Origin of the sequence: Halothece sp. PCC 7418, assembly GCF_000317635.1 — a bacterium.
Classification (GTDB): Bacteria; Cyanobacteriota; Cyanobacteriia; order Cyanobacteriales; family Rubidibacteraceae; genus Halothece.
The window spans coordinates 733,584-754,432 of record NC_019779.1 but is presented as its reverse complement, the minus strand read 5'-3'; the positions used below and the strand labels follow the sequence as shown (position 1 = coordinate 754,432).

The 20,849-nt window shown below is 40.9% G+C and carries 23 protein-coding genes and 1 CRISPR repeat array (1 of these 24 only partly in view); of the genes, 9 read left to right on the top strand and 14 right to left on the bottom strand.

Features of this window, described 5'->3' with window-relative positions:
- Positions 1-2,579: a CRISPR direct-repeat array (repeat unit 37 nt; unit sequence GTTTCAATAAACCTAATCCCTTCCTAGGGATTGAAAC) (it extends 312 nt beyond the left edge of the window).
- A 350-nt stretch (positions 2,580-2,929) separates the two neighbouring features.
- On the bottom strand, positions 2,930-4,438 hold the full coding sequence (locus PCC7418_RS03410) for an RNA-guided endonuclease TnpB family protein (RefSeq protein ID WP_015224776.1): 1,509 nt from the start codon (positions 4,436-4,438) through the stop codon (positions 2,930-2,932).
- 47 nt (positions 4,439-4,485) lie between these two features.
- Between PCC7418_RS03410 and PCC7418_RS21085 the strand changes: the two genes are divergently transcribed.
- From PCC7418_RS21085 to PCC7418_RS03400, 3 genes are all read left to right on the top strand, one after another.
- Positions 4,486-4,620, top strand: coding sequence for a ribbon-helix-helix protein, CopG family (locus PCC7418_RS21085; RefSeq protein WP_015224771.1), 135 nt, complete (start codon positions 4,486-4,488; stop codon positions 4,618-4,620).
- 103 nt (positions 4,621-4,723) lie between these two features.
- Entirely contained in the window at positions 4,724-5,503 is a 780-nt protein-coding gene (locus tag PCC7418_RS03405; RefSeq protein ID WP_015224775.1) for a tryptophan-rich sensory protein, read from the top strand.
- Between the two features lie 117 nt (positions 5,504-5,620).
- The gene (locus PCC7418_RS03400) at positions 5,621-6,427 is read left to right on the top strand and encodes an SHOCT domain-containing protein (RefSeq protein ID WP_015224774.1); all 807 of its coding nucleotides are present in this window, start codon (positions 5,621-5,623) and stop codon (positions 6,425-6,427) included.
- A gap of 92 nt (positions 6,428-6,519) precedes the next feature.
- Here the strand turns inward: PCC7418_RS03400 and PCC7418_RS03395 are convergent, their stop codons facing one another.
- The 5 genes from PCC7418_RS03395 to PCC7418_RS20830 form a co-directional block, all read right to left on the bottom strand.
- The gene (locus PCC7418_RS03395; protein WP_015224773.1) at positions 6,520-6,636 is read right to left on the bottom strand and encodes a photosystem I reaction center subunit VIII; all 117 of its coding nucleotides are present in this window, start codon (positions 6,634-6,636) and stop codon (positions 6,520-6,522) included.
- Positions 6,637-6,686: 50 nt separating this feature from the next.
- Positions 6,687-7,193, bottom strand: coding sequence for a photosystem I reaction center protein subunit XI (locus PCC7418_RS03390; RefSeq protein WP_015224772.1), 507 nt, complete (start codon positions 7,191-7,193; stop codon positions 6,687-6,689).
- Between the two features lie 329 nt (positions 7,194-7,522).
- Positions 7,523-8,014 carry a transposase gene (locus tag PCC7418_RS20840; protein ID WP_235620738.1) on the bottom strand — a complete coding sequence of 164 codons (492 nt, stop codon included), beginning with the start codon at positions 8,012-8,014 and terminating at the stop codon, positions 7,523-7,525.
- Entirely contained in the window at positions 7,932-8,165 is a 234-nt protein-coding gene (locus PCC7418_RS20835; protein ID WP_235620737.1) for a transposase, read from the bottom strand. The genes PCC7418_RS20840 and PCC7418_RS20835 overlap by 83 nt, the downstream gene beginning before the upstream one ends.
- A gap of 481 nt (positions 8,166-8,646) precedes the next feature.
- On the bottom strand, positions 8,647-9,033 hold the full coding sequence (locus PCC7418_RS20830; RefSeq protein ID WP_235620736.1) for a helix-turn-helix domain-containing protein: 387 nt from the start codon (positions 9,031-9,033) through the stop codon (positions 8,647-8,649).
- 47 nt (positions 9,034-9,080) lie between these two features.
- Between PCC7418_RS20830 and PCC7418_RS21080 the strand changes: the two genes are divergently transcribed.
- Together PCC7418_RS21080 and psb32 are read left to right on the top strand one after the other, a co-directional pair.
- Positions 9,081-9,215, top strand: a complete 135-nt coding sequence (locus PCC7418_RS21080; protein WP_015224771.1) for a ribbon-helix-helix protein, CopG family — start codon at positions 9,081-9,083, stop codon at positions 9,213-9,215.
- A gap of 124 nt (positions 9,216-9,339) precedes the next feature.
- Positions 9,340-10,068 carry a photosystem II repair protein Psb32 gene (psb32, locus tag PCC7418_RS03380; protein WP_015224770.1) on the top strand — a complete coding sequence of 243 codons (729 nt, stop codon included), beginning with the start codon at positions 9,340-9,342 and terminating at the stop codon, positions 10,066-10,068.
- Here the strand turns inward: psb32 and PCC7418_RS03375 are convergent.
- Entirely contained in the window at positions 10,065-10,463 is a 399-nt protein-coding gene (locus PCC7418_RS03375; RefSeq protein WP_015224769.1) for a DUF4346 domain-containing protein, read from the bottom strand. The genes psb32 and PCC7418_RS03375 overlap by 4 nt on opposite strands.
- 37 nt (positions 10,464-10,500) lie before the next feature.
- Here PCC7418_RS03375 and PCC7418_RS03370 point away from each other — a divergent pair, with 37 nt between their 5' ends.
- Positions 10,501-11,937, top strand: coding sequence for an ATP-dependent DNA helicase RecQ (locus PCC7418_RS03370; protein ID WP_015224768.1), 1,437 nt, complete (start codon positions 10,501-10,503; stop codon positions 11,935-11,937).
- 80 nt (positions 11,938-12,017) lie between these two features.
- On the opposite strand, the gene PCC7418_RS03365 is transcribed toward PCC7418_RS03370, so the two are convergent.
- Both PCC7418_RS03365 and PCC7418_RS03360 read right to left on the bottom strand, forming a co-directional pair.
- The gene (locus PCC7418_RS03365) at positions 12,018-12,368 is read right to left on the bottom strand and encodes a type II toxin-antitoxin system PemK/MazF family toxin (protein WP_015224767.1); all 351 of its coding nucleotides are present in this window, start codon (positions 12,366-12,368) and stop codon (positions 12,018-12,020) included.
- Positions 12,361-12,591, bottom strand: a complete 231-nt coding sequence (locus tag PCC7418_RS03360) for a hypothetical protein (RefSeq protein WP_015224766.1) — start codon at positions 12,589-12,591, stop codon at positions 12,361-12,363. The genes PCC7418_RS03365 and PCC7418_RS03360 overlap by 8 nt, the downstream gene beginning before the upstream one ends.
- A gap of 231 nt (positions 12,592-12,822) precedes the next feature.
- On the opposite strand from PCC7418_RS03360, the gene PCC7418_RS03355 reads away from it, so the two are divergent.
- Entirely contained in the window at positions 12,823-13,287 is a 465-nt protein-coding gene (locus tag PCC7418_RS03355) for a hypothetical protein (RefSeq protein WP_015224765.1), read from the top strand.
- Between the two features lie 557 nt (positions 13,288-13,844).
- On the opposite strand, the gene PCC7418_RS03340 is transcribed toward PCC7418_RS03355, so the two are convergent.
- A complete protein-coding gene (locus PCC7418_RS03340; RefSeq protein ID WP_015224763.1) occupies positions 13,845-14,480 on the bottom strand; it encodes a Uma2 family endonuclease in 636 nt (211 codons plus the stop codon).
- A gap of 28 nt (positions 14,481-14,508) precedes the next feature.
- Between PCC7418_RS03340 and PCC7418_RS03335 the strand changes: the two genes are divergently transcribed.
- Both PCC7418_RS03335 and yvcK read left to right on the top strand, forming a co-directional pair.
- Positions 14,509-15,279 carry an ABC transporter permease gene (locus PCC7418_RS03335; RefSeq protein WP_015224762.1) on the top strand — a complete coding sequence of 257 codons (771 nt, stop codon included), beginning with the start codon at positions 14,509-14,511 and terminating at the stop codon, positions 15,277-15,279.
- A gap of 85 nt (positions 15,280-15,364) precedes the next feature.
- Entirely contained in the window at positions 15,365-16,747 is a 1,383-nt protein-coding gene (gene yvcK / locus PCC7418_RS03330) for a gluconeogenesis factor YvcK family protein (protein ID WP_015224761.1), read from the top strand.
- Positions 16,748-16,791: 44 nt separating this feature from the next.
- On the opposite strand, the gene PCC7418_RS03325 is transcribed toward yvcK, so the two are convergent.
- The 4 genes from PCC7418_RS03325 to PCC7418_RS03310 all read right to left on the bottom strand — a co-directional run bounded on the left by PCC7418_RS03325 (position 16,792) and on the right by PCC7418_RS03310 (position 20,796).
- Positions 16,792-18,123, bottom strand: coding sequence for a TRAP transporter large permease subunit (locus PCC7418_RS03325; protein ID WP_015224760.1), 1,332 nt, complete (start codon positions 18,121-18,123; stop codon positions 16,792-16,794).
- Positions 18,116-18,658, bottom strand: coding sequence for a TRAP transporter small permease subunit (locus PCC7418_RS03320; protein ID WP_015224759.1), 543 nt, complete (start codon positions 18,656-18,658; stop codon positions 18,116-18,118). Before PCC7418_RS03320 ends, PCC7418_RS03325 begins: the two co-directional genes overlap by 8 nt.
- Before the next feature lie 113 nt (positions 18,659-18,771).
- The gene (gene aroB / locus PCC7418_RS03315) at positions 18,772-19,875 is read right to left on the bottom strand and encodes a 3-dehydroquinate synthase (protein ID WP_015224758.1); all 1,104 of its coding nucleotides are present in this window, start codon (positions 19,873-19,875) and stop codon (positions 18,772-18,774) included.
- A gap of 180 nt (positions 19,876-20,055) precedes the next feature.
- Positions 20,056-20,796 (bottom strand): sulfite exporter TauE/SafE family protein, encoded by a 741-nt coding sequence (locus PCC7418_RS03310; RefSeq protein WP_015224757.1) that lies wholly within the window; start codon positions 20,794-20,796, stop codon positions 20,056-20,058.
- Positions 20,797-20,849: the final 53 nt, after the last annotated feature.

Below are 20,849 nucleotides of genomic sequence, written 5' to 3'. Positions count from 1 at the left end.
TTGAAACGCTGGGGCTACTACTTTGGGCGGTGCTTCTTTTGCTGTGTTTCAATAAACCTAATCCCTTCCTAGGGATTGAAACAATCAGAAGCTGTGCAGCTAGCCGAAAAATTACGTTTCAATAAACCTAATCCCTTCCTAGGGATTGAAACAAAATTTTAGCTAGATGTGGAAAGGATTCTAGCCATATCAGTTTCAATAAACCTAATCCCTTCCTAGGGATTGAAACCCCATCTAAAGAAGAAGATATCCCCGAGGATATCAAAGGTTTCAATAAACCTAATCCCTTCCTAGGGATTGAAACCTTTACTTCCTTTCCCAATAACTTTTACTTGCCATGTTTCAATAAACCTAATCCCTTCCTAGGGATTGAAACGAATTAACAATGCGTAAAGAACAAAGACACAGATGTTTCAATAAACCTAATCCCTTCCTAGGGATTGAAACATTAATGACGTAATCTTTATCATAGAAAACATCAGTTTCAATAAACCTAATCCCTTCCTAGGGATTGAAACGTTGGATTCAATAACTTTATAACTAATCTTATTGATGGTTTCAATAAACCTAATCCCTTCCTAGGGATTGAAACTCCAATGGATTTGAATCCCCGAGGGAGATTTGGCTAGTTTCAATAAACCTAATCCCTTCCTAGGGATTGAAACGTAAGAGCTATTCGTCTCATATCAAATTTTCTGGAGTTTCAATAAACCTAATCCCTTCCTAGGGATTGAAACCTTCAGCAACTGGTAGAAGCATACTGTGAGGGAAGTTTCAATAAACCTAATCCCTTCCTAGGGATTGAAACGGAAAATCCGTTTCCCCCCTTTGGGGGGACGGAAGGGGTTTCAATAAACCTAATCCCTTCCTAGGGATTGAAACATCCTCATAGCTACCACCTGCTACCTCATTGCCATGTTTCAATAAACCTAATCCCTTCCTAGGGATTGAAACTTGAATCGGATCAAATGTGCCTCCGTTAGTTTCCAGTTGGGGGTTTCAATAAACCTAATCCCTTCCTAGGGATTGAAACTTGAATCGGATTAAAGAAAAGCCTAAAAGAAAAGTTTCAATAAACCTAATCCCTTCCTAGGGATTGAAACTATTCCTTAGAGCCACTTTGCCCCCTAAGCCTGATGTTTCAATAAACCTAATCCCTTCCTAGGGATTGAAACGTTGACTTGGGGGAGTTTTGGTAGTTGTGTCCAGTTTCAATAAACCTAATCCCTTCCTAGGGATTGAAACCTAATATGATACCAGTTGGTAGTAACTGGTAGGTATTGTTTCAATAAACCTAATCCCTTCCTAGGGATTGAAACCGAATATCCAGATGGCAGTTACTCCATCGGATTAATGTTTCAATAAACCTAATCCCTTCCTAGGGATTGAAACTTGTCTGATATGGTGGCAGGATTATTGCTTCTCAGGTTTCAATAAACCTAATCCCTTCCTAGGGATTGAAACCTCTCTCTCTTACTGAAATATTCCTTCTCGGTACTCTCGAGTTTCAATAAACCTAATCCCTTCCTAGGGATTGAAACCTTTGCTGGCTGCATCTCAAATTCTTACACCCTCCATACCGCCGAGTTTCAATAAACCTAATCCCTTCCTAGGGATTGAAACCTTTGCTGACAACCTGAGTAACCGCACGGAAAAGGTTTCAATAAACCTAATCCCTTCCTAGGGATTGAAACACTGGTAGCAGATGAGGTGGTAGCAGCTACCGCTAGGTTTCAATAAACCTAATCCCTTCCTAGGGATTGAAACGAAAAAGCGGAACTATAGCAAAAAAAAGGATAAAATCGTTTCAATAAACCTAATCCCTTCCTAGGGATTGAAACTAATACTTGAATCGTTTGACGTTGTTCTACAGAGAGATTAATAGCCAGTTTCAATAAACCTAATCCCTTCCTAGGGATTGAAACTTCCGAATTACTGCCATCACTGTTTTGACGATTGGTTTCAATAAACCTAATCCCTTCCTAGGGATTGAAACTCCGTCTTGGTTTTCGGCGAGATTCACCCATAACAGTGTTTCAATAAACCTAATCCCTTCCTAGGGATTGAAACTTTTCTTGGCATAAGGATGATCATAAACCCTCACCAGTTTCAATAAACCTAATCCCTTCCTAGGGATTGAAACGATGAACTCGATGTCCACTGTGTATGTGTATCCGTTTAGTTTCAATAAACCTAATCCCTTCCTAGGGATTGAAACTTGGATACACTGCGAGAGTATTTCTATTTTTGATAAGAAGTTTCAATAAACCTAATCCCTTCCTAGGGATTGAAACGCTTATAAAGAAAAAGAGCCACAACTGGTAGAAGTTTCAATAAACCTAATCCCTTCCTAGGGATTGAAACATTGACTCCTTAAGTGAGTTAAATTCTTCACTTGTTTCAATAAACCTAATCCCTTCCTAGGGATTGAAACAGAGATATCGCGATCGGTGTGGTCAGGATTTCCTTCGTTTCAATAAACCTAATCCCTTCCTAGGGATTGAAACTATCATCTGACCAAGCAGGCTTATGATGCTAAATGGTTTCAATAAACCTAATCCCTTCCTAGGGATTGAAACACCGTGCTTGTCGGTTTTCCACAATATGATATTCTAAAAAGAGTTGCCACAAGAAAAAATTTATCTATGGCAGAAATTTTAAGAGACTACATTAAATCTCTAGACACAGAGGACTAAAGTCCTTGCTTGCCATTCATCCATCCGTTAAAAACGGATGGCTCTCTGACTGATTCTGTGTAGAGGATCAAAAAAGTCATTGATAGGGTTTGTTCGTTTTCAGGCTATCGAAGCCTTCAACTCACCGCCTTATATCCAACGGCTAAAGCAAGTTGGTGCGTGCGGAGACTTCTGTAACTCCTTGTGATATCTAAAGGAGTAGGCTGGATATTTGTTCTTGACATACTCCCCCACTAAGCTACGCGCTTTGTGGGGGATTCTGGGAAACCAGTTACCTGATCTCCTATCCACTCAAACAACGAAAGTTGTTTAGGGTTGCTAGGCTCAGTCTCTAACGAAACTGATGTCTCCCCACCATTTCTGGTGTCCCCTGTTGCTTCAGAGTTAGCCGTAACTTTCTGAGTAACCCCCAGTAGCTTAGACAGACTAAGATTTAATTGTTTGATTCCTCTCTTTGCGATATTAATCGCAGCCTGATTGTCTGCGTCCTGAACATGACCACATTCAATACAAGCAAACTTTTCTCCTTTCCGATTTTGCTTGTCAATTTTTCCGCAAGCTGAACATTGTTGAGATGTATGTTTAGGATTAACTTCAACCACAAGACAGCCAAACTTTTCAGCTACCGACTGTATTTTTATTTTAAGTTCTCCCCACGCACAATCTCGGATTAAGCGATTTAATGCTCTCTTGGCAGATTGACCGTTTTTAAGATATTTCCCATTCTCATCTTTTTTAGGTTGACATCGTTTAATCATCCCTTTAATGTTCAAATCTTCTAAAACAATGACATCAGCTAATCTTACTAATTGGTGCGCAACTTTCCATTGGTAATCTGTTCTTTGATTAACAATTTTTTGGTCTAACCGAGCCAACTTCTGATATGCTTTTTTCTGGTTTTTAGAGCCTCTCTTTTTCCGACTCGCTCTTCTTTGTCTAATGGTTTTAGTTCGCTCTAATCGTTTCTCAAATTGAGGATTCGCTATTTGCTCCCCATTACTTAAGGCTAATAGTTTATTTGAACCTAAATCTCCTCCCACTACTGAATTTATCTCATCAATTGTTTTTGGAGAAGATTGAGGTGCGACCCGAGCGGAACTTGGTTCCGCATCGGAAAGCGCACCTTCAGGTACATCTTTGTTTTCCAATCCAATGGAAACATACCAACCATCTGCTTTTTTTCTTACAGTTACACTCCTTAGAGAAAATCCTTCAGGAAAAGGACGAGACTGAAAGAATCTCATCCACCCGATTTTAGGTAAGTAGATTTTATTTCCCTTGACTTGGACTTGGTTGGGAGGATAGTTAAAACTCTTAAACTTTTGCTTGGTCTTGAACTTGGGATATCCTCTCCCTTCAAAAAAGTTCTTAAAAGCTACTTCTAGTCTCTTTAAGTTTTGTTGTAGAATTGTGGAGTGGATTTCAGCATACCAAGGACGAGCTTTTTTAAGAATACTTAACTCCGAAGATTGTTGCTCGTAAGCATTTCGTTTCTTCCCATTAGCTTTGTAGGGATATCCTAAGTTAGAATTTTTAGAAACCGAGCAAGTTAAAGGACAGCACTCACCTTGAGTCGTTAAATCTGAATAGTTACCTAGTTTAGGTGATCTAACTTGTTCGTAACTTTCAATTCTGTCTCTCAAGCAAAAGTTGTAATGAGCGCGAAGCATATTGATCCACTGCTCCATTACAGCTACTTGAGAGAGTTTTGGTTTCAATTTGAACTGATATGAGGCAAGCATAATTAACTAGGCTATACTGATTAAAATATATCATATTTATTTACAACATGGCTAAGACTCAACTAAATCTTAGAATCGAAGAATCGGAAATGAGGATTTTAGAAAGGTATGCTAAAAAGACAGGTAGAACCAAGACGGACATTCTTAGAGAGTTTATCCGTTGCTTAAAGTTTTCTGTCTAAGGTTGTGCTACCGCACTTCTATTTGTTTGGGTGACGATTCATCCCCCATTAACCTGACGGTATAATGGGGGTCTTCTCATCACATCGAGATAAAATCCGAACTATGAGAGTCAATCAGGATGTAGTGCGCCAAGTGTCAAACATGATCGCGATTGTTGCTGCCTTTGGCGTGAATGTTTTAGCTAATGTCAGACCCATTGGTGGTTTAACCCTTGGTGAAATTTCTAATCAGTTGTTTGCAGACGTTTTAATCACTCCTGCTCGTTATGCGTTTGCCATTTGGGGAGTGATTTATTTAGGGCTTTTTAGTTTTGCTATTTATCAAGCCCTTCCCAGTCAGCAAGAAAAACCCGTTTTACAGCGCATTAGCTATTGGCTGGTCACCGCTAGTGTTGCCCAAATGGTTTGGATCTTCGTTTTTCAATCGCGCTGGTTTGTGGAATCTTTTGTGGTGATGTTGCTGATTTTATTATCTCTGATGCGGGTGTATTCTCATGTAGAAGTGAATCGAAGACGCATTTCACGGCGGGAACGCTGGTTTTTAGAGATTCCGATTAGTATTTATTTCGCTTGGATTAGTGTGGCGACGGTGGTTAATGGTGCGGTTGCCCTGACAGCAATGGATTGGAATGGTTGGGGGATTGCGCCAGAAGTCTGGACGGTGATTATGATGAGTATTGCTGGCGCGATCGCGCTGGTGATTAATCTTGTCCATCAGGATGTTGCTTTTACGGCTGTTTTGATTTGGGCGTTAAGCGCGATCGCGATCCGACATCGGGAGATTTTACCCATTTTTGTCACTGGAATCGTTTTAGTGATCATTTTGGGAGTCAGTATCCTTTGGCATCTCCGCCAGCAAAAGACACAGCAGCCTCTACCCTAGATTGGAGAGAGTCACTGTAGCTGCCATGTTAATCTAAAGCTAGAGAGAGCCGATCGCGAAAGAATCTTGTCTGTTCAAGCTCATGCTCTAGTGTTGGCGTGATGCCCTAATTCAACTATGACCAAACATTACTTTGTTGCCATCGAACCCGATACACTGAATAAAGTTTACCGACAGGTGATTTTGTGGTTCAAAGATAAGGAATATGAAGTCGAAGGGACGCAAACCGGAGATGTTTATTTAATTCAGGCGCAAAAAACAAGCTGGCTGAGAACGGTTTTTGGGACAAATTTAGCGTTTAAGGTGAATATTTATTGGTCAAACGCGCCGACTACTGCGGGCGAATTTATTATTGACACTCGCGTTGGAAAATGGGTGAGAAATATTACGGGTGCTGGGATTACTGCAATGTTTACGGGCGGTTTTACTGTCTTTACTGGTGTGGCGGGGGCAAGTTGGGCCCTGGTTTTAGAACGAGATTTGATGAATCATCTCCAAACAAGCCTCAGCTTAAAACGAGTGAGTGAGAGTTATACCACCAGTGCTGCTTCCGATAGTATTAATACTCAAGCCTCTTCTCAAGCGCGATCGCAAGCGATTACGGAACTGAAAGACGAAATTGATCAGTTACAAGAAGCATTAAGTAAAGAGATTATTAGTCGCGAAGAATTCCAAGCCAAGAAGCAAAAATTGGAAGAAAAAATTGATCAACGGGAAATGGATTTGTTAGTGGAAGAAAAGACGAATCAGTTGCAAGCTGCTTTTGAGAGTGGGATTTTAGATGCAGATGAATACGAGGCAAAATTGCAATCAGTTGAAACATCAGTGCAAGAGAAGCTCTCGAAAAAACAAAAATTAAAAGAGGCAAGAGATAACGGGATTTTGACCCAAGAAGAATATGAAGCGAAACTCTCTCAGCTTTAGATTGCCCTCGATGATCAGATCATGTCATGAAAAATTCTCTCCCCTAAACTCGCAAGTCTAAGAGGAGAGAATCATGAAAGTTTTAACCGAAACTAAGCATCGGACTCAATATAAATAAAGAGTAAGCCCATCGTAACAGCTGGCATTAATAAGCCAACAGCAGGAACTAAAATGAGCGGTAAAAAGGAAGCTGCGTATTCTCCAGTCATATTAAATCTTTCCTTGTGTCAACAACAAAAAGCAACAAACTAAGCAATCGTTAGTTAACGATTCCTCGTAACATACTATCAACAACCGAGAAGTTTTCTAGTAGGAAATAGGCAACAAACGCGCCACCCATTGCACCGACAAAAAAGCCACCCGTAAACTGACTCCAACCTTGGCGAGTTTTTAGGTTTTCAGGGGCGCGATCTTCAAAATATTGGGCTTTAGAATCATCGCTGGGGAAAGCGGTTAAGCCATAAGCAGAAAGCGCACCAGTTGCAATTAAAATTAACCCGATCGCTGCAATTAAACCGCCTAAATAAGCATTGCCTTCGCTATCCCGTAAAGGACCGAGTAATGTCCAGGGGCCAACCAGGAAATAGCCGTGAGCCATTCCAATTTCTAAACCGCGTAGGAGGGGAGAAATCCCTTCTCGGTAGGCGGGAAGATTATTAATAAAAGTGCGAGTGAAACCAGAATCAGAAATCGGTGTCGAGAGATGCCCGACATAAACATCGTCGTTATATGGTTGAATGTATTGCATATTTTGTGTTTCCGCCATCGGCAAATTTTCCCGTTGTTTGTCATCGTGACTTTTTTCTTCCGTAGCTGATTCGGATTTCGCATTTCAGGAAGAGGATTAGGATCTCCTCACTGAATTCTTGAGATAACGAAAATGAACTGCGCGATCGCGCCAAGCCATCAGTCATCATCATTGCGATTTCCACCAGCCTGCTATGAAAAAAGTTACTAATCGTTTATATTTTACGCAGATACGGACATAAAAATTTAGATGCAGGCGTAAGCGTTAAAAAAGTTTATTAATTCCCTGTAAAACTCGTTAACTCCGTTCTGCTTTCATTATATGATGTAACTTGACATACTCCCCCACTAAGCTACGCGCTTTGTGGGGGATTCTGGGAAACCAGTTACCTGATCTCCTATCCACTCAAACAACGAAAGTTGTTTAGGGTTGCTAGGCTCAGTCTCTAACGAAACTGATGTCTCCCCACCATTTCTGGTGTCCCCTGTTGCTTCAGAGTTAGCCGTAACTTTCTGAGTAACCCCCAGTAGCTTAGACAGACTAAGATTTAATTGTTTGATTCCTCTCTTTGCGATATTAATCGCAGCCTGATTGTCTGCGTCCTGAACATGACCACATTCAATACAAGCAAACTTTTCTCCTTTCCGATTTTGCTTGTCAATTTTTCCGCAAGCTGAACATTGTTGAGATGTATGTTTAGGATTAACTTCAACCACAAGACAGCCAAACTTTTCAGCTACCGACTGTATTTTTATTTTAAGTTCTCCCCACGCACAATCTCGGATTAAGCGATTTAATGCTCTCTTGGCAGATTGACCGTTTTTTAAGATATTTCCCATTCTCATCTTTTTTAGGTTGACATCGTTTAATCATCCCTTTAATGTTCAAATCTTCTAAAACAATGACATCAGCTAATCTTACTAATTGGTGCGCAACTTTCCATTGGTAATCTGTTCTTTGATTAACAATTTTTTGGTCTAACCGAGCCAACTTCTGATATGCTTTTTTTCTGGTTTTTTAGAGCCTCTCTTTTTCCGACTCGCTCTTCTTTGTCTAATGGTTTTAGTTCGCTCTAATCGTTTCTCAAATTGAGGATTCGCTATTTGCTCCCCATTACTTAAGGCTAATAGTTTATTTGAACCTAAATCTCCTCCCACTACTGAATTTATCTCATCAATGTTTTTGGAGAAGATTGAGGTGCGACCCGAGCGGAACTTGGTTCCGCATCGGAAAGCGCACCTTCAGGTACATCTTTGTTTTCCAATCCAATGGAAACATACCAACCATCTGCTTTTTTCTTACAGTTACACTCCTTAGAGAAAATCCTTCAGGAAAAGGACGAGACTGAAAGAATCTCATCCACCCGATTTTAGGTAAGTAGATTTTATTTCCCTTGACTTGGACTTGGTTGGGAGGATAGTTAAAACTCTTAAACTTTTGCTTGGTCTTGAACTTGGGATATCCTCTCCCTTCAAAAAAAGTTCTTAAAAGCTACTTCTAGTCTCTTTAAGTTTTGTTGTAGAATTGTGGAGTGGATTTCAGCATACCAAGGACGAGCTTTTTTAAGAATACTTAACTCCGAAGATTGTTGCTCGTAAGCATTTCGTTTCTTCCCATTAGCTTTGTAGGGATATCCTAAGTTAGAATTTTTAGAAACCGAGCAAGTTAAAGGACAGCACTCACCTTGAGTCGTTAAATCTGAATAGTTACCTAGTTTAGGTGATCTAACTTGTTCGTAACTTTCAATTCTGTCTCTCAAGCAAAAGTTGTAATGAGCGCGAAGCATATTGATCCACTGCTCCATTACAGCTACTTGAGAGAGTTTTGGTTTCAATTTGAACTGATATGAGGCAAGCATAATTAACTAGGCTATACTGATTAAAATATATCATATTTATTTACAACATGGCTAAGACTCAACTAAATCTTAGAATCGAAGAATCGGAAATGAGGATTTTAGAAAGGTATGCTAAAAAGACAGGTAGAACCAAGACGGACATTCTTAGAGAGTTTATCCGTTGCTTAAAGTTTTCTGTCTAAGGTTGTGCTACCGCACTTCTATTTGTTTGGGTGACGATTCATCCCCCATTAACCTGACGGTATAATGGGGGTCTTCTCATCACATCGAGATAAATTGCCATTATTACCTGCAAAAATTAAGGTTATGTCACATCTTTTGCAACAAACTGCAACAAAACTCAAACATTATCAAACGCTGTTATTGGTTTTACTGATTCCTTGTTTTCTCTTTTTGATGACAGCACTTCCTGTCCAAGCAGCGACCAGTCCTCGCGATATCCCTGATGTCAGTGAAGAGACATCAACTTGGGTCGTGGATCAAGCGGAGGTGGTCAGTCGGACTAATGAAAGTAAACTCAATCAAATCCTCCAAGACATTGAAGATAGCACGGGCGCTGATGTCAAGTTAGTCGTTATTCGACGCTTAAACTACGGGGAAACCGTTGATAGTTTTGCGGATGAGTTGTTTAGTCAATGGTATCCCACCGCAGAAGAAAAGCAAGATAAAGTCCTATTAGTCTTCGATACCATTACCAATAATGCCACGATTCGGGTTGGTGAAGCACTCAAAGATCGGCTTCCCCCAGAAATTGCCACAAGTGTAGTCCAAGATACAATCGGTGTTCCCATTCGCGAGGATAATAAGTATAATCTGGCTTTTTTGAACGCGAGTAACCGCTTAGGGGCGGTTTTAGCGGGTGAACCAGATCCTGGTCCACCAGAAGAACAAGACAATATCCGCGTGGAAGGGACTTTCACGAAAGCAGAAGATACTGACACGGAAAGTTCCACCGTTTGGGTGATTGGCTTATTAGTCGCTGCCACTGTCATCCCGATGGCAACCTATTTTGCTTATGTCTTGTTGACCGATTAGTCTTGAATGTATTCACTGCCCTGTATCAGTGCGATTTCGGCACGCACAAACTCCCGTCCTAAATAAGCAGCATGATTAAATTGTGTGACGGGACAGGGCTCTGCTTCTTCAAAGAGTTTGACACATAATTCTTTCGCGGTGCGCCCTTTGTAGATATGACTTGCCACCATATCATTATTATTGCATTTTGCTGAGAGGCGTTCCCCTGTAACAGGGTGTAAAGCAAACCCTTCCTCGTCAACTAAGTTTCTGTAGTGTTTGGCACAAATTAAACCCGCTTCTCGATCAACATAGATAATAAAATAGCCACCTGGATCGAGATTAATATGACGCTTCGAGAGTTCATTATCGATCGCGCTTAAATTAGTTGTAAGATTAGCCTGAGTCATAGACATTTTTTATTGTATTCCTCTTTACTCAGTTTAACGGTTGATGGACTGCCAGCAAATCCGAGATCAGTTGCAAGCAATATGGGGATATTCTGATTTCCGTCCGCCACAAGGGGAAATCGTTGATTGTTTGCTACAAGGAAAAGATGCGTTAGTCGTGTTACCGACAGGTGGCGGAAAGTCCATCTGTTTTCAACTTCCTGCATTATTACAAACGGGTTTAACCTTGGTCGTCTCGCCGTTGGTAGCGTTAATGGAAAATCAAGTCCAAGAGTTACAGCAGCGCCAGTTACCCGCTGCATCCTTACATAGCGAAATTCCGCGTTTCCAGCGTCAACGAATTCTCAAACAATTAGAAACACTACGCTTATTGTATCTTTCCCCAGAAACGTTATTGAGTCCCCCCGTTTGGGAAAGACTGATTACACCAGAATTAGTGATTAATGGTTTAATTTTAGATGAAGCCCATTGTTTAGTGCAGTGGGGAGAAACCTTTCGTCCTGCGTATCGGCGGTTAGGGGTGGCGCGATCGCGCTTATTACAAGCCAAGCCAGAAGGAAGTCAAATTGCAGTGGCTGCGTTTACGGCGACCGCTGATCCCATTGCACAGAAAACCATTGAAACCTGTTTACAACTGCGTGACCCGATTTATTTCCAGCAAAGTCCGTATCGGAATAACTTACGACTACAGGTGAAGCGGGTGTGTACGCCAGCGCAACGGAAGAAAAAGCTGATTGGGTTTATTGTATCGCGTAAACAACAATCAGGATTAATTTATGCGCGATCGCGCGCCACCACAGAAACCCTCAGCCAATGGTTAAATTCTCTCGGCTATCATAGTGCAGCCTACCACGCGGGGTTAAGCCCTTCTGAACGTCGTAACATTGAACAAGACTGGCTAGAGGGAAAGATACAATTTGTTAACGCCACTTGCGCCTTTGGGATGGGGATTAATAAGCCAAACTTAAGGTGGGTCATTCACTATCAACCGCCCTTATTACTTTCAGAATACCTCCAAGAAATTGGACGCGGAGGAAGAGACGGTAACATCGCCACGGCTTTAACCTTAGTCAGTGAACCTACAGGCTTACTTTATCCGGAAGATAAACAACGAGAACGCTATTTTATCCAAAAACTGCGTCAACAATACCAAAAAGCCAGGGAACTAACAAAACACATTCCCCGAGAAGGTAATATCAACACTGTTGAACAAATGTCTCCTCATGGCTTAATTGCCCTTTCTCTCTTACACAGTTTAAACCAATTAGAATGGCTAGACCCGTTTCATTATCGACTGTTACCGCAAAAAGGAAAAAGATCTAATCCACCAAACCTTTTACAACAACCCAAACAGATGCAACAGTATCTTTCCACTCGCCAGTGTCGTTGGCAATTTTTACTGTCTGCATTTGGGTTTAATGAACAAGCAAAAGGGTTTTATTGTGGTCGCTGCGATCGCTGCGTGAGAAGCAAGCGATAGACTCAAGATATCTTTGAGCCACCGTCACATCTGCTTGTACCGTTTCCCGCCCCACCTCTTCCATTACATTTACCAATCCTCTAAGAATATCGTCCCAAAGCGATCAGCACCGCCTCCTGAATTTGGGACAGGTAATCAGAAGCAATCATCCCACCATAGGGACCCCGTTCTAGCAAAGTTTTTTTCAAAGTTGTCATGCGATCGCACATCGCCACCGAATCCACCGCCAATCCGCCTTCTCCTTTCGGAATCCGCACTCGTGTCGGGGGAATATTGGTCGCATCGGATGTAAAGGGAACTGCTAACACGGTACGGCTGTACTGATTGCGGATGTTTTCGGAGACAATCACCCAAGGGCGTTTCTTACTGTCTCCACTACTGGAAACCGCTTTAAACAGATAGACTTCTCCTTGTAAAACCGGCTTAGTCATCGGAAACCGCTGCATCCACATTCATCTGAGCCACATCCGCAGCATATTGTTCATCTGCGGTTTCCTCATGCTGGGAGTAGAATGTCTCTAATTCTTGCTGAATCAGGGAACTTTGGTAGTACCGCAACGCGGATTCTAACAGCTGGCTTCGCGTCATTCCTGTCTGCTGCTCTAGTTTCGCTAACAGTTCGGAATCAATGGTTGCCGAGACTTTCGTTTTCATGGCTCTTACCTCCTAATCGTAGGATAACTTATCCTACTGAGCCGAGCAAGAGATTACTCATCTCACCCCGAGGACCGATCAACTTGGACAAAGTCAGTAGATTCACTTTTTACAATTCAGATCATTTTACTATATGTTTTATACATCTAAATCTATATGCTCTTTATCATATAAATATGATACTAGAATTTAGTAGTTTAATAAAGCCTCACCCAAAAAGGTCAATATAATATGGCTTATCAAAATAAATTACTAGACTTAGATATTAGCTTTATTCAAAATCTTAAGATTGGATGGAATATTTTTAAGGCAAATCTTAAACTCTTTTTTGTTTTATCAATAATTAGACCACTCATAGCATTGATTTTAGTATTACTCGACTCATTGCCTCAATTCATGTTTAGTGATTGGATTGATAATATTTTCTTTATTTTATATTTTTTGACAGCTTTAATAGAACTAACACTAATTTTGATTCCATATATTGTTACAGAACAGACAGTCCTGAATAATCAGAGTCAACTTAAGCTAGCATTCAAAAAAGCATTGAGTAAAACATTAATTATCATCATTATTACTTTAATTTTAACAATTATAACTGGGATTGGTTTTCTACTATTGATTATTCTTGGAATTTATTTATCAACTCTCTTTAGTTTTTGTGGCAGTCAATTTGTTTGCGGAACTGTAAACTAAATGCTTTTACATATAGTAAGAATTTAGTAAAAGGAAGGTGGTGGAAAGTTTTTATCACTTTTTCTTGATTGGATTTTTCGGGTTAATTGTATCGTTTTTTATTTTTATAATTTCGGGAATTATTAGTTTTGCTTTACCACAAATTCTAAGTTGGAATTATTGGGTTTCCTTTCTTTTTATTATCTTGCCTTCAACGTACTTTTTGTTAGCTTTAAGTGTTCATTATTTTATCACAGTGATTACTATTTATTTTCTCAACTTAGATTATAGAAAAAATGGTTTACCACTGCGAGCATAATTTATAAAACTACCCACAGAAATTGCTTACTGTTGCAAGTAGTAAAGAGGCTTATTTTATTGAGACAACCCTAGTAGAGTATTACAAAATTCAACCAGAAAATGGAACTGAACATGAGCCGATAAATGCGCGTAGTTTACAATCAAAAGAAAAACAACCTGTTGCGAGTAGTGTTAATAAGCCTAAAATAGTATCAGCGTCGTTAGCATTTGGGTTTACAAAGCAAGTTGCGATCGCGCTTTTTTCAGCAAACTCTAAACTAAAGAGATGTTTCAAACTGACGTAAAGCGACACTTGATCCCTCATTCCATCCTAATTCAACATATTTCGGTAAAATTTTCGGAATATCAATTTCAGGAAATAAACCACTGACTGCACTTTCGTGATAACTTTCTCCTGCTAAGAGATAAACCTTTAATACTCCTTGACGATAAATCCATAATTCAGGTACTTTCAGTATCTCATAAGCGCCTAGATCAGTAATTGAGCTAAGATCAACTTCAATTGCTAAATCAGGGGGTGGATCAATGGCTAGATTAATTCTTTCTTTTCCTAAGATAGCTTGCCGATTTTGGATATAAAAACAGGTATCAGGTTCGACTCCTGCTTGGGGTGGTATCTTTAAGGTAATCGGGTCAAAACACTCCCAATCTTTTCCGTTTTGATATAAAAGCATTTTTACTAAATCTCTGAGGAGATCAATGCGTTTTCCATGACTGGGTAAAGGAGACATCAAACGAATTTCTTGGGTTTTTGAATTAAAAGAGAGTTTAGGAATTACTTTGTCTTGACGTAGCTTCAGTAAGTGTTCATAATCCTGCCAAGTCTGATCAGGGAAAATCACTGCATCACCTGATGATAAAGTTAAAGTATCTTCACTAATAGTAATGAGCATAAGCCAAATTACACCTTGATTTTCTTTAATGTTAATTGAACTAGATACGCTAGATTTAATCCTAACCCTTGTTCTCATTATTCTCGCGCTCGGGCTCTCCCGTTGGCAACAGTTAGGCTTAGAAGGACAACTGTTTCTCAGTGCGGGACGCGCCTTTTTGCAGTTAGTAGCAGTGGGCTATATTCTAGAGTTGATTTTTACTCTAAAAACCGTATGGGGGGTTTTTGGCGTGTTACTGGTGATGGTTGTTGTGGCGACCACGATCGCGCAAAATCGAATTTCTAAAAAGCTATCGCACTTATTCTGGCTGGTGGGCGGAAGTTTACTATTGACCACTGCGGTAACTCTCGGTTATGTCATGCTGTTGATTGTGCAACCGCCAACATGGTATGACCCGCAATATTGGATTCCTTTAGCGGGGATTATTATTGGGAATGCAGTGAATGGGGGAACGATCGCGGGAGAAAGATTCGTCAACGCCATTGAAACCAATCGCGGAGAAATTGAGACGCATTTGTGTTTAGGGGCTTCTCCCCAACGCGCGATCGCGCAGTATCGTCGTCAAGCCATCCGCGCGGGGATTTTACCCAACTTAAATCAAATGGCATTAGTGGGAATTGTCACCTTACCTGGCATTCTAACGGGTCAACTGTTGGGCGGAGTCACCCCATTAAACGCTATCTCTTATCAAATTTTAGTCTTGTTTAGTCTTGCCCTTGCCAATCTTTTAACGGCTTCTCTGGTTACCACTGGGATTTATCGTCAATGTTTCACGCCACAAGCGCAATTACGGATTTAAATTGTTTTTATCTAACGTTTTTCATAGGCTAAAGTGTGCTGTAGAGGAACTGATTCCCGACTTCACATCCGATGAGGAACTGCCTATGACAGGTTTAATCAAACGAGTGCGCCGTCAGTTAAAAGGTAAACCGTATCCCAAACCGAAAAATGTTGCTAATGCTACAACCCGTCGCCGAAATCGCTGGTTTATGTGGTTAGCGCCTGGGATTTTTATTAAACGCTGGTTATTGATTAGTGTTTTAGGAGTATTGTTAACCAGTGTGGGACTGGCGATCTGGGCAAATTTAACCCCGATTTTTTATCTGATTGAGTTTACCTCGGGGATTCTCGAAGCGATTGCTGACATTTTACCCAGTTATATTTCAGGTCCATTAGCAATTCTCCTCGGTTTATTTCTCATTTTCTGGGGACAATCGCGCACGGTTGGTTCGATTACCGAAGTTTTAAACCCCGATCAAGATAAAGAATTAATTGATGTTCTCACCACGCACCGCCGACTGGTTAAAGGACCGAAAATTGTAGCCATTGGCGGAGGAACAGGACTTTCCACCCTATTACGAGGGATTAAAGCCTATAGTGCTAATATTACCGCAATTGTTACCGTTGCCGATGATGGGGGGTCTTCGGGAAGATTGAGGCGGGAACAGGGAATGTTACCCCCTGGGGATATTCGCAACTGTCTGGCTGCATTAGCAGACGAAGAGAAGTTATTAACCGAATTATTTCAATATCGCTTTAACACAGGAGAAGGCTTAAGCGGACATAGCTTTGGTAATTTATTTCTCTCTGCTATGAATAATATTACAGGGGATTTAGAAGCAGCGATCGCGGCGAGTTCTAAAGTTTTAGCAGTAAGAGGGCGTGTCCTCCCTGCAACCCTTTCTGATGTTAATTTATGGGCGGAAATGGAAGATGGGCGCATTATTGAAGGGGAATCTCATATTTCAGAAGCAGGGGGAAAAATTATCCATCTTGGCTGTCATCCTGAAAATCCACCCGCCCTTCCTGCAGCAGTGACCGCACTCGAAGAAGCCGATCTGATTCTCATCGGACCAGGTAGTCTTTATACAAGCATTATTCCCAATTTACTCGTTCCAGAAATTCGGGATGCTCTTTTAAACAGTCGTGTTCCTCGTCTGTATATTTGTAATATTATGACCCAACCTGGAGAAACAGATGGTTATACCGTCTCTGACCATATTCAAGCGTTAGACCAAGTTTCACACGCTCCTTTATTTAATGCAGTTTTAGCCCATAGTCGTTCCCCTAGTCCAGAAAGTTTACAACGTTACGCTGCAGAAAATTCTCATCCTGTGTATGTGGATCGAGAAGAAATTGCCCGTTTTAACCGTCGTTTAGTCTTAGCTAACATTATGTTTGAAGATACGATTCACGGTCATGTTCGTCATGATCCCCATCGTTTAGGAAAAGTTATTATGCGTTGGTATAGTCGCGCTAATCGCTAGTTGCTGTCAATTTTTAATTGACGGGTCTAGGGTCAAAGATGAGCTTAATTTTTAACGCCCAGCAGAATATTGACCAACTGTGGAAAAGTAATGATTAAAATTAATACGAGAATTTGAATAATAATAAAGGGAATGACTCCCCGATAAATATCTTGAGTTTTAATTTCTGGTGGCGCAACCCCTCGTAGGTAAAAGAGGGCAAAACCAAAGGGAGGAGTGAGAAAAGATGTTTGTAGATTTGCCCCAAAGACAACCCCAAACCAAACCAAATCAATATTAAGGGCTTCTGCGACAGGAAGCAGGATGGGGATAACAATAAAAGCGATTTCAAAAAAGTCAATAAAAAAGCCGAGGATAAAAACAGTGAGTAAGCTGGTGACGAGAAAGCCGATTTCTTCACCAGGGAGGTTAGAGAGAAGATCAAACATTACGCGATCGCCGTCTAATCCGCGAAAGACAAGGCTAAAGGCAGTGGATCCCAACAGAATAAACATCACCATGCTGGTAATGCGTAAGGTTGCCTCACAGACTTGTTTCAGGGCAGCCCAGTTGAGTTGACTGTTAATGGCAGCCAGCGCGATCGCGCCTAAACATCCTACTGCACCGGCTTCCGTTGGGGTGGCAATGCCAAAAAAGATACTCCCTAAAACTAAAATAATCAACAGCAATGGGGGAATCATCACTGCTAAGACTTGTTTCCTTAAGGCTTTTCCCCCAATATTTCTTACTTCTTGCGGTAACGCTGGGGCAAATTCTGGTTTGATTAAAGCAATAATAATAATGTGGAGTGCAAAGGCGGTTGCCATCAATAATCCTGGAATCAACGAACCGATAAACAAATCACCCACCGAAACCCCTAATTGATCCCCCAATACCACTAACACAACACTCGGGGGAACAATTTGACCCAATGTTCCCGAGGCAGCAATCACTCCTGTTGCTAAACCCTTATCATAGCCGTAGCGTAACATCACAGGGAGAGAAATTAAGCCCATCGCCACCACTGTCGCTGCAACGACTCCTGTGGAAGCAGCCAGTAATGTTCCCACAATCACCACCGCCAGGGCTAACCCACCGCGCAATCGTCCGAACAAAATGCCCATGGTTTCTAGCAACTTTTCCGCGATTCCCGACTTTTCTAACATTGACCCGAGAAAGATAAAGTAAGGAATCGCCAACAGTGTATAGTTGGACATAATGCCAAAGATCCGTTGAGGCATTGCTGAGAGAAACACGGGATCAAAAACGCCCATAGAAACCCCAATCAGGGCAAACAAAATCGCAACACCGCCAAGGGCAAAAGCAACGGGGTAGCCGAGGAGAAGAAAGGCAAATGCCCCAGCAAACATTGTCAGTCCTAACCAATCACTATTCATGATTTTCTTGGGGTTGTGTCAGGTTCATGATGATGGCGAGATTATTAATCGTATCAGCAAAACCTTGTAAAAGCAGCAAGGCAAAACTAACAATAATCATTGATTTTATCGGATAACGGGGTAAACCGCCTGGATCGGGAGACATTTCTAAGATTTGCCAAGAGTTAACAATGGTTCCCCAAGAAAAATAAATCACCATTAAGGAAAACGGAATTAAAAATAAAAGAGTTCCGATTAAATTCGCGATCGCGCGTCCTTTTTCTCCAAAGTTTTTATAGATAATATCTACGCGCACATGACCGTTTTTCTGGAGGGTATAAGCAGCGCCTAACAGAAAAACCAGATCAAATAAATACCATTGAATCTCAATCAAGGCATTAGACGTAAGCGGTTGACCGATCCATTTTCCCACATAGCGTCCTACAACATTCCATCCGCCCACGGCGACCATGATTAGGACTAGCCAGTAAGCGAATTTCCCGATCCAACGATTTAGAGTCTGAATAATTTCCGCAACTTGGAGTAATTTCTGCACGGTTAATTTTAATCACTCGCTTGAGATACGATTAAATTATCGAGTCTTAATTATTTGCTGTCAATCATGACGGATCAATGTTCTTTGGTCATTAGTCATTCGTTATTTTCAATTTAACCCTTCTCTTGACATTCCTTCACTACTTCACCCACAATTTCTGGTGGAACTTGATCAGTAATGGTTATTTTTCCAATACTTTCTGGTAACACAAAGCGAACTTTCCCTGCTTTAACTTTTTTATCGCTTTTCAAGGTTTCTAAAATATCTTCAATTGCCAGCATATGGGGAACTGTTTTCGGGAGTCCTGCTTTGGTAATTAATTCGTCTTGACGCTGACTTTCTTCCTCTGACCAATAGCCCATTTTGACTGCAATTTTTCCCGCAACAACCATACCAATGGCAACGGCTTCGCCATGATTCACTAAACGATATCCAGTTAAACTTTCAATGGCATGACCCACGGTATGACCGTAGTTTAATATGGCACGAATTCCCCCTTCTTTTTCATCTTGACTGACGACATCGGCTTTTGCTTGACAGGAATGGGTAAGAATCGTTTGCAGTAATTCTAGACTTAAATAATCTAGTTCATCAAGGCGTTCTGCTGCTTCCAATTGTTGGAATAAATCTTGATCCCAAATTACGCCATATTTAATCACTTCTGCCATTCCCGCGCGAAATTCTCGGGAAGGAAGGGTTTTTAAAACATCTGGATCAATTAATACAAATTTCGGTTGATGAAATGCCCCAATTAAGTTTTTTCCTTGGGGATGATTGACTCCTGTTTTCCCACCGATCGCTGCATCAACCATCGCTAATAAAGATGTAGGAACTTGAATAACATTAATGCCTCTTAACCAGGTGGCAGCAGCAAACCCCGTCATATCGCCAATAACGCCTCCCCCTAACGCAATAAAAGTGGAGGAACGTTCTAAATAGTTTTCTAAAGCGGTATCATAAATTTTCTGCACGGAAAGCAAGGTTTTGTGACGTTCTCCCGCAGGAACAATATGATAAGAAACCGAAAAACCAGCCGACTTTAAAGCCTCAATCAGTTGGTTTCCATATTCATCGAAAATCATTGAGTTAGAAACCACAACGATTTTATTGCCAATATCGAGGCGTTTTAAATACTCTCCAATTTTACTTAAAAGATTCGGCGCGATCGCGATTTGATAAGAGTTTTTTTCTAAATTGACAGCTATTTTTGATAACATTATTTATTAACCTAAACTATTAAATATAGCGTTTCCTAGTTGGTTGAGGTACAAAGCGAGTCGGTGGATGTTCATGGTTCATGGTTCGCGGTTCATTGATTAACAACCAACAAAGAACGAAGAACAAAGAACAAAGAACCAAAATTTAGAATGTACCTCATGAGATTTGGAAGTGCTATATTAAATAAAACTAAAGATTTGTCTTTGATCCCAAACTAACATGATGCCACTAATCAAAACAAACGCGATCGCGATTTGACGGAATTGCTGATCTTCCATTCGGTCTAACACTTTTTGTCCTAACCAATTGCCTGGAAATGCGCCAATGCCAATTAATAAACCGTAAGCAACAATCGGTAAAGAGATCACACCAAAGGCACTATAAGCGATAATCTTAACCAGATGGACTACTAAAACATGAGCGGATTTTGTCCCAATCATTTCCCCTCTTTCTAAACCGTAATGCAAGTAAAACGGATTGAGTAAGGGGCCGGTACTGCCAATTAATCCGGAAAGAAACGCATAAATAAAACCTGCGGGTAAAAAATACCATGCTTTGACTTGAAAAAGCGGTAAGTTTTCCGCTAGTCGGTAGGTGAGAATCGAAAGAATTAAAAATAAACCTAATAATATCGTGAGCCATTCTAGTTGCAGTTGGGTAAATAAAAATGCTCCCGCGATCGCGCCTGTAATCGCGCCAGGGAGATACCAACGGGTGAGATGCAAGTCAATCCCTTGCCAATACAGTCCCACGCGTTGCCCATTCCCAAACAGCATTCCGATGGTAATCACTTGCGGAATCGCACTTGCAGAGAGAAATAGACTTAAGGTGGGAATTAAAATTAACGGGCTACCACCCCCCGCTAAACTGCTAATAAACCAACCAATACAACTTGCCCCTAATAACCAAATAACTGCCACAGCTATACCCTAATTTGTTGTCCTCTGCTCAATTTTAAACAAATATTAAGATT